A 12,118-nucleotide genomic window follows, 5' to 3' on the forward strand; every position below is an offset into this window, starting at 1 on the left:
TGTACAAGGAATTGCCCGGATACATTTTCAAATACTTGAATATCTTTTATAAAATGTAATAAAATAGATATGAAACTATAGAGGTAAGACGTATTATCTTACATAATAAAATAATGAAATTGCGAGGAATTTTGAAATGAAAAAAGGTATTAACCGTGTTGTATTAGTAGGAACAGGAGCAGTTGGATGTAGTTATGCTTATTGTATGATTAACCAAGCTGTAGCTGAAGAGTTTGTTTTAGTCGATGTAAATGAGGCAAAAGCTGAAGGAGAAGCAATGGATTTAAGCCATGCCGTGCCTTTCGCACCAGCTCCAACTAAAGTATGGAAAGGTAGCTATGCAGATTGTAAAGACGCAGATCTTGTTGTAATTACAGCTGGGTTACCACAAAAACCAGGTGAAACACGCTTAGATTTAGTTGAGAAAAACGCTAAAATTTTCAAGCAAATTGTTCGTAGCATTATGGACAGCGGATTTGATGGCATCTTCTTAATCGCAACTAACCCTGTAGATATTTTAACTTACGTAACTTGGAAAGAATCTGGTTTACCGAAAGAACGTGTAATTGGTTCTGGTACAACTCTTGATTCTGCTCGTTTCCGCTATATGTTAGGTGAGTACTTCGATATTGGACCTCATAACATTCATGCTTATATTATCGGAGAGCACGGTGATACAGAACTTCCTGTTTGGAGTCACGTATCAATTGGTATTCAAAAGCTAGAAACACTTCTTGAAAAAGACAACACATACAACCAAAAAGATTTAGATGAGATTTTCATAAACGTTCGTGATGCAGCTTACCACATTATTGAACGAAAAGGTGCTACATACTATGGCATTGGTATGTCACTGCTTCGTGTAACGAAAGCAATCTTAAACAATGAAAACAGCGTATTAACTGTATCAGCTTATCTTGAAGGTCAATACGGCCAACAAGACGTTTATATTGGCGTACCTGCTGTCTTAAACCGCGGAGGCGTTCGTGAAATTTTAGAAGTTGAACTAAGTGAAGAAGAAGAATTAAAATTCGATCACTCTGTTCAAGTATTGAAAGAAACAATGGCTCCAGTTCTTTAATCGTATATTCAAAAAGCAATCCAACTTATTTTGGATTGCTTTTTTATATTTTTATTGTTCACCCTCAATCTAAACCGTAATATTATCTATAATAAAAAGGAGTGATTTCATGAATGATTCTTGGACGATTGTCATCCTCTTACTAGCTGTAGCAGCCTTAATTCTCTTCCTCTTCTTAATCATCAGAACGCTATTTCCAACTAAAAAATATGATAAGAATCTCGGGTTGATTCTAATTATTTTAAGCTTGTTAGCAATACCGATAAGTATCTTCCTTATAGGAGGATGGGCAGGTATAGGAGTTGGCGTAATCGCATTGTTTATTTTTGCTGCTGTTATTATAGCTTTAATTGCAAATGTCTTCATTAAACTACCTCCTCCAAAGAAAAAATAACAAATAACCGATGTTTTCAATCGGAAAAACATCGGTTATTTTCTATCATTTATTATTTTTAATCGGTTCTTCATTATTTACATCAAGTACATCTAATAAAAAGATAAAGATTGGAATCCCAATGATAAGCCCCCATATTCCGAGGAAATGCTCTGAAAAGATAAGAATCATAAATGTATAAAAAACAGGCAAATTCGTTTTTGCCGACATAAATTTCGGATTTAAAAAATAACTTTCAAGAGCGTGAATCACTGTAATGAATATTAGTATGTAAACAACATATATAACCCCGCCGACGTTATAGGCAATGATACAAAGTGGAAACAATGAAATGATAACACCAGCAACAGGAATCAAGCCGAGTAAAAAGATCATAACTGCTAATACCAGTAACTGCGGAAATCCTAAAATGACAAGCGCAATTACAGTGAGAACACAATTTACAACCGCAATTAAAAACTGTGCTTCAATCACTTTTCCAAACGACCTTGCAAATCTTTCACCGAAATATGCAATCTCCTCATAAAAAATTTTCAGCTTACTATCTTTAAATTTCGAAGTAAATGATATTATGCGTTCTTTTTCTAGTAAGAAAAATAAGCTTAAAATAAGAGAAAGTAGGATTTGCAAACTGACTTTTCCTATGTTTGCTATCGATTGATAAATGACATCTACACCTTGTTCAATATATTTTGATACTTCCATCCCATTAATAGTCGAAAGTGCATATTTAATTATCTCATTATCAGGCGGGTTTTGAAAAAATAACTTAAATTGATAAATTAATTGGGAAATTTGTATCGTTAGTACAGGTAAATATTTATATAACGTTGTGACAATAAACGTCACTAATACAATATATAAACAAGCAATAACAACTTTTCTATTTACTTTCAATTTTTTTGAGATAAACTTTTGAAATCGATCCATTAAAAATGTAAGAATAAATGTAATTAATATTAAATTAATCATACTTTTTAATCCATATAATACAAGCGCTAATATTATTAAAACGAGAAACCGTTGAAACCCTCTACTTCGAAAGAAATTTTTCACTTCATTCATTAAGAATTAACCTCCCCCTTCAATGGATGGAAATTGAATATATTACATTTTATGAACTTCTATAGACAATCTTTCTTACTAATTGGGAAGAATCCTTTTTTTCTTTTTTAATGTCGGATTTTTTATCTAATACTTTTCTAAAAATTTTCCAACTCTATATTTTAGGCGAACGTCTATTTTTAGACTGTTGCTCATACGCATATCCTACGTTACCTTTATCCATTTTTTCATGTTATTTCCCCCGCTCTAAAAATTGCTCCTTAATAGATTTTTCATATTGAAAAAAGAGAGTTATCTACTACTTAACTCTCTCTAGAAAAATGCTAAATGAAAAGCTTAATTATTTCTTTTTTGCATTTGCTTCGCTAACAATTCCTTCACTTGGTTATACGTTAACCCTGAATTTTTATTTAAACGTTTTACTTCCTCGACATCCGTACCTACCACTGTATATCTTTTCCCATCATTCATTTTTCCACTTCCCTTCTCACTGGATCATTTCTTATATTCCTTCCCTAAACCCTTATAAATTACTACAAGTAAGGAAGCTGTACTTAATTAAGTAGACTACACTGAATAGAGGATATTATAATCAATAGCTAAATGGAGTTTGCATACGAGGAATAGATAAAAAAATGTCGAATTTATATACTTGTTGAAATTGAGGACTTGGAGGATACATTTTGAAGAAATATGATTTTAAAGATTACTCACCAAACATGACGGGGATGTTTACTGTCATTTCAAAAAATAAACATAATAGATTTTTAATTGTAAGTCATCAATCAATATTAAAAAAATTGTTCTCGCAGTAACCTTTTCATTATTAAGCTATAGGGATGCTTATCTTCAATAATATACTTCGCAATCGAGCGTGAATATTGAATAAGAAAGGACATTACATATGACTAATAGTAATGTCCTTTCTTTCATTGAACTTTTTTAATTTTGATTTTGATAAATATATAACAGATGTCTTCTCGTTACATATTGGATTTCTTAATAAAATTTCACTACCTCTTCAGTAGGTAAGAATGTTCTTTCTCCTGGCTCTTCATTTGGTTCACCAAATGGCATTTGTCCTACTAAGCTCCACTCTGCTGGAATGTTCCAAGTCTCTTTTACTTCAGCATCTACGATTGGATTGTAATGTTGTAATGACGCTCCAATTCCTTCAGCCGATAATAGCATCCACACAGTATGTTGTAACATTGCATTTCCTTGATGAGACCAGAATGGGAACTGATCTTTATATAATGGTGCATTTTCTTGCATTTTTTCTACTGTTGCTTGATCTTCAAAGAATAAAACTGTCCCTACACCTGCATGGAAGCCTTTTAGTCTTTCTACAGTTGCTTCAAAGTTTTCTGCTGGCACGCGAGCTCTTAGTGTTTCTTTTACGATATCCCAAAACTTTTCATGCTCTCCATCCATTAATACGACCATACGACCACTTTGCATATTGAAAGAAGTTGGTGCATGTAACGCTGTTTTTAAAACTTCTTCAATTCTTTCTTTCGTAATTGCATCGCTTTTTGTTACTTTACGAATGGAACGACGGTTCACAATCGCTTCTTTTAAGTTTGTTGTAGTTGCTGACATTTTAATTCCTCCAAATATATGTTTTTTTATTTAAACAAATCAATTTGATTATTTCATGCAAAACGAATTAGCAATATCCATCCGTATTACATTGCATTCCTTCAAATGAATTTATTTTATCCTTTTCCATTTCTTTATCAATTACTCTTTCTAACGTTTCTTTACTAGCAAGCCCTTGAATAACTTCATCTCCAATCATGACAGTTGGAACAGCCATAATATTCGCTTCATCATATGCGTGCTGAATTGCTGCTTGATGTTTTTCTTTATATTTTCGAGTTACTAAAGCATCTTTAAATTCAGCTTCAGGAAGTCCTACTTCTACCGCCAGTTTTGTTAAAACATCAATATCCTCAATGTTTTGCTCTTCTTGGAAAAACGCTGTGAATACGCGGTGATGATACTCATTTCCTAGTTCACGTTCTTTCGCAAATTGACATCCTTCGAAAGCTAAATGTGTATATGGATGCGGTGAAACACGTGGCAGACGCATTTCAACTCCTAATTTTTTTGCAGTAGGACGAATGAAAGCATCCCATGAACCTAACTTATCTGGTTCGTTCCAAGGATCTATTTTAGAATGTGGACTTGGGCGTAATTCAAATGGCATCCATTCAATTTCTACATCTTTCTCTTTCGCTACTTCATCTAATGGACCTTTTGCTAAAAAACAAAACGGACATATAAAGTCTGAGTATACTTTCATTTTTACAGTCATAAGTTTTACACCTTACCTTCATAGTTGTAATTAAATTAGTTACATCAATAATAAAAAAATATAGATAATATTTTAAGCATTCATTTTCTCTTGCAAAGATTCAAACAACTGTCCCATCGTAATATTTCTCAACACTTCTTCCATCGCCGATTGTGCTTGGATTAAAATAACTTCTAATACAGCTTGAATGTTTGCTCCAATTGGACAATCTGGATTTGGTTGCTCGTGAATATGAAATAGTTTATCTTCTTCTACTACATTCACCGCATGATACACATCTAACAATGTGATTTCATGTAGATCCTTTAATAATCCCGCACCACCTGGTCCGCGATTTACGTAAACAAATCCAGCTTGTTTCAAATACGACATGATTTTACGAATGACTACCGGATTGGTATTTACACTCTCAGCCATATAGTCTGAAGTGCACAGTGATGATGGATTATTTTTCAAAATAGATAAAATATGAACAGCTATAGAAAAGCGGCTACTAATTCTCATCGTAATCACCACCTTGATGTAACCATTATAGTTACAACTAAAAAATAAGTCAATCCTTTTTACAGATTTTTTAAAGCAAATAAAAAAGATGTCTCATTACATTATATGAGACATCCCTTCTTATTCTGTAAACAACTCTTGGAATTCTTCAATAAATAACTGAACAGCGAGTGAAGCTTCCTTTAATGAAGGAACAGCTAAAGCAATCTCTCGCCACACTTTCGGCTCCAATTCTCGCGTTTGCACGTTCTTTGGTAAATTCGTTAAAGATAATTCAGCTAATATGGCAATGCCTAATCCTTCTTGAATCATATTTAAAGATGTAGTAACGGTCGAAACCGCATATTCAACTCGAAGTGGCACGTTTGCTTGTTTGAACATATCAATAATCGGCGGTTCATATCCACCCTTAAATAGTATAATCGGTTCGTTCTCTAAATCATTTATCGTAATAGAACGTTTCTTACAAAGGAGATGATCCTCCCTTAAAACTACAACCATCTTCCCTTTCGTTACTGGGACTATTTCCATATCCTTATTCGGTAAAATAACAATCCCAATATCGATAACTCGTGATAATAACCAATCTTCAACTTCTTTAAGTGTCCCCTCACAAAGAACTACTTGTAATTTTGGATACTTTTCACGAAAAATATTAATCATTTTCGGCAAGAAATACCCTGAAGCACTTGGAAAACTTCCTATACGAATCGTACCGACTTCATGGCCTTTCTCCATGGCCACCTCTTGTTCAATCTTCTCAACACCGTTCAAAATCTCTCTAATATGCACAAGAATTCTGTTTCCAACATCCGTAACCATTAACCCTTTTCGTTTATCACGTATTAGAATCGTAACTCCTAACTCTGACTCAATACTTGAAATCGCATGACTAACAGCTGGCTGTGTCATATTTAACACCCCTGCAGCCTTTGTAAAACTACCTAACTCAACAGTTTTTATTAATACTTGAAGTTGTGTAATGGTCATAACTAATCACTTATACTCCTCATAAAAAAGATTCATTTTATTTATCATAGCCGATATCATATCATAGTGAAATGAATAATATCAAGGAGGTCTTACAGTGACACAGCTTTCTCGAACTAAGACGGCCTTTATCCTTACCTTTCTTGTTTTCATGTGGGGAATTAATTGGCCTTTATCTAAGTTTGCCCTGCATTATACACCACCTGTTTTATTTGCAGGCGTTAGAACTTTAATTGGAGGATTCATTTTACTCCTATTCGCTTTACCAAAATACAAAGAGTTACATTTAAAAGAAACTTGGCATTTATACGTAATTTCTTCTTTGCTCAATATCATTATATTTTACGGACTACAGACTGTCGGCCTTCAATATATGCCTGCTGGGTTATTTTCCGCAATTGTATTTCTACAGCCTGTTTTACTTGGTATTTTCTCATGGATATGGCTTGAAGAATCAATGCACGGTTTAAAAATCTTCGGGCTTGTTCTCGGGTTTATTGGTGTAGGAGTTATTAGCTCTAGTAGTTTAACCGGACATATTTCTGTCATTGGAATCCTTCTTGCACTAGGATCCGCTATTGGCTGGGCACTTGGCACAGTATTTATTAAGAAAACAGGACACCGCGTTAATTCCATTTGGATGGTAACACTTCAGCTTATTATTGGCGGACTTTGCTTAATCGGATTCGGTTCAGAATTTGAAAGTTGGTCTAACATCGCTTGGAGCATACCTTTTGTAAGTGTACTACTCTTTATTTCATTCTTTGTTATTGCAATGGGGTGGCTTGCCTACTTCACACTCGTCGGAGCTGGTGAAGCAAGTAAAGTTGGGGCTTATACGTTTCTTATCCCTCTTATCGCTATTATTGCAAGTTCAATTTTCTTGCATGAAGCAATCACAATAAGCTTATTGATTGGATTATTATTGATTGTCGTGAGCATTTATTTTGTAAATATAAAGCCAAAAACACTTGCTGTAAGGCAGCAGATTGAAGTGAAATAAACAAATATAAGAAAAAGCCTACTGTTTGTAGGCTTTTTCTTATGTTACTTTTTACGACGTACGACACACACGTACCCACCGACGATACAATCGCCAAAACAGATAAGACAATTGCTATTGTTTGCATATTACTTGTACCTTCATTCTTTTCCACACTAGACTCTTCTCCATGTTCTCCTGTAAATGCTGTACCTTTTGCAATTGTAGTAAGCGAATGTGGCTTCTCAGCTTTCTCATCACCTGTCCATTCAACAATTTCTCCGTCTTTATATTGTTGATATGCATCCCAAGCTATTTTTTGTTCTTTATCTGGATTTTTAGCAACGAAAGTAAATCGCTGAAACTGCCCAGGTAAAATACCCTCTCCTGTTGCTTCCCATACTACCGTTTTAACTTTTCCAGCTGCATCTTTCTGTTCTTCTACTTTCCATCCTGGCACTGGTTCATACTGTTGAAACTCGACGCCAGCTGGTATTTTCAGTGTGACTTTTGTCGTTGCCATATTTTTTTCAACTGGCACCTTTATTGTGTAAGTCTCCCAAGAGTTAACATCTGAAGTTGCTGGTTGCACAGTTACGTGAGCACTAACAGGTAACGAAAAAATCCCCATTGCAATTATTGTTGCGATCATTGTTGTTCCTAATTTTTTTATACGTTTCATTTTCTATTAACTCCTTTTCATCTATAACGGCTCTTTATCTGCCACCTACAATAAATTTATAATCTGTATCAAAGCTATCAAGAGATTTTGTCAATCCATGAACATGTATATTCCAGTTTCCTGTCATGTTAATATACATACCTTCCGCTTCATATTCTCCTGGTGAAACTGCCGAAACTTTAAATGAACCTTTGCCCATATTCATATCTAACGATTGTGTGGTCAATATCATTTGTTCCATATCAGTAACAGGCTGTCCGTTTTCATCCTTTAAAGTAATATGAAATGTATTTTGTCCTACCTTATTAGGACTTACATGTAAAGTAAGTTCATATCCATTATCTAATTGTTTACTCTCTGTAAAAGGTCCAGTAGGAGGCATCGGCGGTGTTTGTATGTTTGTCATAAAAGCTACGATTAGAAAAATGATAACCCCAACAATAAACTCTACTCTCAGCGTAGCTCCTAACCTTTTTTGAGCCCTCATTTTCCCTTTCACATAATGAATAATTCCCAATATCCCCATACAAACGAATAAAAGTATCTTTGCTAATAAGGCCAATCCATACTTCGTATCAAATAAGGAATGGATCGTGGGAATAAAAAATGTACTGTTAAAAAGACCCGTTAATAAAATCACTATGACAGCACCTGTTGCCCATGGTGAAAAACGCTTAATCGCATCCCAATACATAGTCCACTTGTCATCCTCTTTACGTAAAAGAAGAATAATCGATGATAGCCCCCCAATCCATAACGAAGCTGCGAATAAATGCAGAAAGTCCATAACGACAGCAATTTCTTTAAACTTTAATCCATATGCATGACTATTAAAGGCTTTCATAACAAGTAACCCAATAAACAATACAATTGGAATGCTCCATACTTTAAACGAAGAAAGTTTCTCACGCTTCACCGCAAAATATGTAACAATCATAAGCATACTTATAAGAGCCATTTGAGTGATCCATACATAACCAAAAACAGATAGCTGTAATGTTTCTTTTAATAAGAAAGGATCAAATGCTTCTAACCATGAAACATCAGCATTTATTTTCGCTTGCAATGGTAGATTGAATAATAAACTAATGAATATCCCGAGTAATGCTATCCATATTATTCTCTTACTCCTTGATTGAACTGGGGTTGCACTCCCTTTATACAGAATAAGATTAAAGAATAGAACTCCTAAAAATAGTGAGAAACTTGTATATAGAATGCTGCGTTCCATAATCATATCAATTTGCGGGACATAGCCCATCTCTTCTACTTGTACATCGTCTGCTCCCGCTTCCGCTAATCCAACACGAAACGGAATAACTCCTTGAATTGGATGTCCATCAGCTGAAATAGCCTTCCACTGAATAGAGTAAAGACCGTTTTTGAGATTCTCTTTTAATCCAGTTTCTAATAATTTTTTATTGCCTTTATCAATATGAGCATCTTTCAAATCTACTCTTTTACCTGAGGAATCTCTTACGAATAATGTATTAAAATGTGAAACTTGTATATCCTCATCAAACTCAATTTTCACAACAGATGGTGCTTTCTTCAACGTTTCATTTTCAGCAGGGTTTGATTTCACTACATACGCATGAGCAGATGCATTTTTTGGTATCAAAATAATAAACACGCACGCGATTAGCAACCATGCCCCTAACCTTCTCATTACTTTCACACTCATTTCACTTCTTTCTTCTTCATCGCTATACTTTCATTACTTTTTACTTACTAAGTTTGATTCCCCGGCAAAATATTAACCTGATTAAGTATAACTTTCTATACAATATGACTCTTAACTTACCCCTCACCTCTAAACTTCCAATATAATAGTAACTACTTTCATATATATAACTTATATTTTTAAAGCAGATTGTTATTATATCATAAAATATATTTATGTAAGTCCCCGTAGAAGAAAAGTTATCGTGAATCATTTGTGAAGAAAATGTGAAATACATAAATAAAAAAGGGTATTGCATTATTACACAACACCCTTTCTCAATAATAAAATCCCTTTACTTTTCTTCCGGATAATCACAATGCTCAATGATCGTGCCCTCTGTATCTGCTAAGTTAAGATAAATTATTCTTCTACCATGCTTATTCATTCGAAATGCGTGCTCTTACGTTCAAATACCTTGTTCTTTGAATATGTTGTGTTTCAACATATTCTTTCCCTATTTTTAAATTTCATTTTCTTTTTTAGGGTTCATTTCAATTATTTTTAACAACTGTTTTACCCTTTTATCATATGTATGTTCGATTAGCGTTCTCTTAAGCCCTCCCATCGCAATTTTCTTTCTTTGTGCCGGATTCACTAAATATCTTTCAGCTTTCTCTATAAAATCAACCGATGAGGTAAATGTCTCAATTTGTACCCCTGGAATATAACACTTTTCTAAATCTGAACGAATATCCGTCATTTGAAAAGAACCTGTACTAGCTATTTCGAATGTACGATTATTAATAGAACAAGCATTTACTTTTACTCTATTTCTATTAAATGTTAAATCCTCTATCGAACGATGTATATTCATGTTAATTTTACTTTTTTTGTAATATCCTATACTGTTTTCGTAAACCAAAAATGGTAAAAGTAAAATTTTATCTTTCAATAACTCATAACTTTTTAGTCTATCCCAATTACAACCTATAATTAGAGTATTTTTAGTCACTAAGTACTCTGCAATTGAATCAATAAATGCGAGCCGATTATCAAAAGCTGTCCCTATGAAACTAATATCAAATAAGTATTCCTCTTCCCTAAGTATCGGCGTATATACAGGGGGTTCTGCTAAAGGCAAATAATATACATTATCACAACCTAAATCTTTATAAAAATCAATACATCCTGTATCTTGCGTAAAAACATAATCATAATCAAGCACTAAGTTTTTCGTCACATCTGTAAAGTAAGGGTCATCTGTAAGCCAAAGTGCAGTTTTAAAGTTATATGGTTTTAATTCCTGAATCCCCTTAATTATCCCTTCTTCAAAACCATGGAATACAATAATGAGATCCGGTTTTATCTTTAAAGCTGTTTTCACCAAGTTTTCGTATGTTACCATCGTTACAGTTCCAACTGCCTTTTTCAAACTATTATATATAGATTCCTCTAGTACCGGGAAATATACAGGAACACTAGATGTAACAAATAATACGTTAAAGTTTTCAGCACTATACGAAATCGACACAATTAGCCACTCTCCAATACATGAAATTAACTATTTATATTATTTGTATTGCCTAAAAATATATAGTTGGTTACAAACTACTCTTTTCCTTTCACATATCGCTGTTCAAAACGATGGTTTCTTCCCCCATAGTCGGCATAATTTTTTATAGGATAGTGGATAGCTTCTCACAATATATATTCAAACATTTTTTAAATGCATCTCTTTTTTGTATAAGATATGATTCCCTTATAAAATGTATAACTTTTTTGTCACTCCACCCAAATACATAAATAAAAAGGCGTTACGTTATTACGTAACACCTTTCACAAAAATATTCTTTTTTATTTCTCTTCTGGATAATCACAATACTCAATAATCGTTCCCTCAGTATCCGCTGGGTTAAGGTAAATTAACCTTCTACCATGTTTATTAATTCTAAGTGTATGCTCTAATGTTCGAATGCCTTGTTCCTTTAATTCTTCTAAAGCTACATCTAAATCATCTACACGATACGCAACATGATGGACACCTTTCCCTTTTTGCTTTATAAATCGTGCTATTGGAGAAGTTGTATTATTCGTCGGCGCAAGTAATTCGATTCTATCACCATCAACTTCAAGAATGGCTACTTCGCTTTCCACACCAGGCGCCTCACTTACGTAACGATCTATTAAAGTTCCTAACAATACCGTTTCATAAAAACGTATCGTACTATCTATATCTCGAACTGCGATTCCGATATGATCAATTGTTTTTTTCATGTACTTTTCCCCTACTACTTTATTTTTTCTATACTTATCAATAGTAACAAAAAAAGTTATAGAAACAAGTAATCTGTACCCTTTGTAAAGAACATTTTGAAAAAAGTTAGGCAATATCAAGAAGATGATTTCTGTATTCAACAGGAGTCATCTTTTTTAA

The 12,118-nt window shown here is 33.7% G+C and carries 12 protein-coding genes and 2 pseudogenes; 3 read left to right on the forward strand and 11 right to left on the reverse strand.

What is annotated here, in order from left to right:
- Positions 1-136 precede the first annotated feature (136 nt).
- Both MR065_RS15715 and MR065_RS15720 read left to right on the forward strand, forming a co-directional pair.
- A complete protein-coding gene (locus tag MR065_RS15715; protein WP_242214304.1) occupies positions 137-1,081 on the forward strand; it encodes an L-lactate dehydrogenase in 945 nt (314 codons plus the stop codon).
- A gap of 109 nt (positions 1,082-1,190) precedes the next feature.
- A complete protein-coding gene (locus tag MR065_RS15720; protein ID WP_242214305.1) occupies positions 1,191-1,475 on the forward strand; it encodes a YesK family protein in 285 nt (94 codons plus the stop codon).
- A gap of 45 nt (positions 1,476-1,520) precedes the next feature.
- On the opposite strand, the gene MR065_RS15725 is transcribed toward MR065_RS15720, so the two are convergent.
- The 6 genes from MR065_RS15725 to MR065_RS15745 all read right to left on the reverse strand — a co-directional run bounded on the left by MR065_RS15725 (position 1,521) and on the right by MR065_RS15745 (position 6,354).
- The gene (locus tag MR065_RS15725; RefSeq protein WP_242214306.1) at positions 1,521-2,540 is read right to left on the reverse strand and encodes an AI-2E family transporter; all 1,020 of its coding nucleotides are present in this window, start codon (positions 2,538-2,540) and stop codon (positions 1,521-1,523) included.
- A 336-nt stretch (positions 2,541-2,876) separates the two neighbouring features.
- On the reverse strand, positions 2,877-3,011 hold the full coding sequence (locus tag MR065_RS27475; RefSeq protein ID WP_277927430.1) for a hypothetical protein: 135 nt from the start codon (positions 3,009-3,011) through the stop codon (positions 2,877-2,879).
- 528 nt (positions 3,012-3,539) lie between these two features.
- Complete coding sequence (locus tag MR065_RS15730) at positions 3,540-4,142, reverse strand: nitroreductase family protein (protein ID WP_242214307.1); 603 nt, start codon at positions 4,140-4,142, stop codon at positions 3,540-3,542.
- 67 nt (positions 4,143-4,209) lie between these two features.
- Entirely contained in the window at positions 4,210-4,860 is a 651-nt protein-coding gene (locus tag MR065_RS15735) for a DsbA family oxidoreductase (protein ID WP_242214308.1), read from the reverse strand.
- Positions 4,861-4,932: 72 nt separating this feature from the next.
- The gene (locus tag MR065_RS15740) at positions 4,933-5,364 is read right to left on the reverse strand and encodes an Rrf2 family transcriptional regulator (protein WP_242214309.1); all 432 of its coding nucleotides are present in this window, start codon (positions 5,362-5,364) and stop codon (positions 4,933-4,935) included.
- A gap of 120 nt (positions 5,365-5,484) precedes the next feature.
- Positions 5,485-6,354 carry a LysR family transcriptional regulator gene (locus MR065_RS15745; RefSeq protein ID WP_242214310.1) on the reverse strand — a complete coding sequence of 290 codons (870 nt, stop codon included), beginning with the start codon at positions 6,352-6,354 and terminating at the stop codon, positions 5,485-5,487.
- A 97-nt stretch (positions 6,355-6,451) separates the two neighbouring features.
- Between MR065_RS15745 and MR065_RS15750 the strand changes: the two genes are divergently transcribed.
- Entirely contained in the window at positions 6,452-7,357 is a 906-nt protein-coding gene (locus tag MR065_RS15750; protein WP_242214311.1) for a DMT family transporter, read from the forward strand.
- 55 nt (positions 7,358-7,412) lie between these two features.
- Here MR065_RS15750 and MR065_RS15755 read toward each other — a convergent pair.
- From MR065_RS15755 to MR065_RS15775, 5 genes and pseudogenes are all read right to left on the reverse strand, one after another.
- Positions 7,413-8,018 (reverse strand): annotated as a pseudogene (locus MR065_RS15755) (YcnI family copper-binding membrane protein); the annotation flags it as partial.
- Positions 8,019-8,052: 34 nt separating this feature from the next.
- The gene (locus MR065_RS15760; RefSeq protein WP_242214312.1) at positions 8,053-9,702 is read right to left on the reverse strand and encodes a copper resistance CopC/CopD family protein; all 1,650 of its coding nucleotides are present in this window, start codon (positions 9,700-9,702) and stop codon (positions 8,053-8,055) included.
- A gap of 334 nt (positions 9,703-10,036) precedes the next feature.
- Positions 10,037-10,144 (reverse strand): annotated as a pseudogene (locus tag MR065_RS15765) (glyoxalase); the annotation flags it as partial.
- A 60-nt stretch (positions 10,145-10,204) separates the two neighbouring features.
- On the reverse strand, positions 10,205-11,215 hold the full coding sequence (locus MR065_RS15770) for a CgeB family protein (protein WP_242214313.1): 1,011 nt from the start codon (positions 11,213-11,215) through the stop codon (positions 10,205-10,207).
- A 323-nt stretch (positions 11,216-11,538) separates the two neighbouring features.
- Positions 11,539-11,958 (reverse strand): VOC family protein, encoded by a 420-nt coding sequence (locus MR065_RS15775; protein WP_097904397.1) that lies wholly within the window; start codon positions 11,956-11,958, stop codon positions 11,539-11,541.
- Positions 11,959-12,118: the final 160 nt, after the last annotated feature.

This window comes from Bacillus cereus group sp. BfR-BA-01383 (genome assembly GCF_022663495.1).
Classification (GTDB): Bacteria; Bacillota; Bacilli; order Bacillales; family Bacillaceae_G; genus Bacillus_A; species Bacillus_A cereus_AU.

Bases quoted from the DNA above. Each gene is read 5' to 3' on its own strand.
- MR065_RS15715 (WP_242214304.1), top strand. From the start codon at position 137: ATGAAAAAAGGTATTAACCGTGTTGTATTAGTAGGAACAGGAGCAGTT.
- MR065_RS15720 (WP_242214305.1), top strand. From the start codon at position 1,191: ATGAATGATTCTTGGACGATTGTCATCCTCTTACTAGCTGTAGCAGCC.
- MR065_RS15725 (WP_242214306.1), bottom strand. From the start codon at position 2,540: ATGAATGAAGTGAAAAATTTCTTTCGAAGTAGAGGGTTTCAACGGTTT.
- MR065_RS27475 (WP_277927430.1), bottom strand. From the start codon at position 3,011: ATGAATGATGGGAAAAGATATACAGTGGTAGGTACGGATGTCGAGGAA.
- MR065_RS15730 (WP_242214307.1), bottom strand. From the start codon at position 4,142: ATGTCAGCAACTACAACAAACTTAAAAGAAGCGATTGTGAACCGTCGT.
- MR065_RS15735 (WP_242214308.1), bottom strand. From the start codon at position 4,860: ATGACTGTAAAAATGAAAGTATACTCAGACTTTATATGTCCGTTTTGT.
- MR065_RS15740 (WP_242214309.1), bottom strand. From the start codon at position 5,364: ATGAGAATTAGTAGCCGCTTTTCTATAGCTGTTCATATTTTATCTATT.
- MR065_RS15745 (WP_242214310.1), bottom strand. From the start codon at position 6,354: ATGACCATTACACAACTTCAAGTATTAATAAAAACTGTTGAGTTAGGT.
- MR065_RS15760 (WP_242214312.1), bottom strand. From the start codon at position 9,702: ATGAGTGTGAAAGTAATGAGAAGGTTAGGGGCATGGTTGCTAATCGCG.
- MR065_RS15775 (WP_097904397.1), bottom strand. From the start codon at position 11,958: ATGAAAAAAACAATTGATCATATCGGAATCGCAGTTCGAGATATAGAT.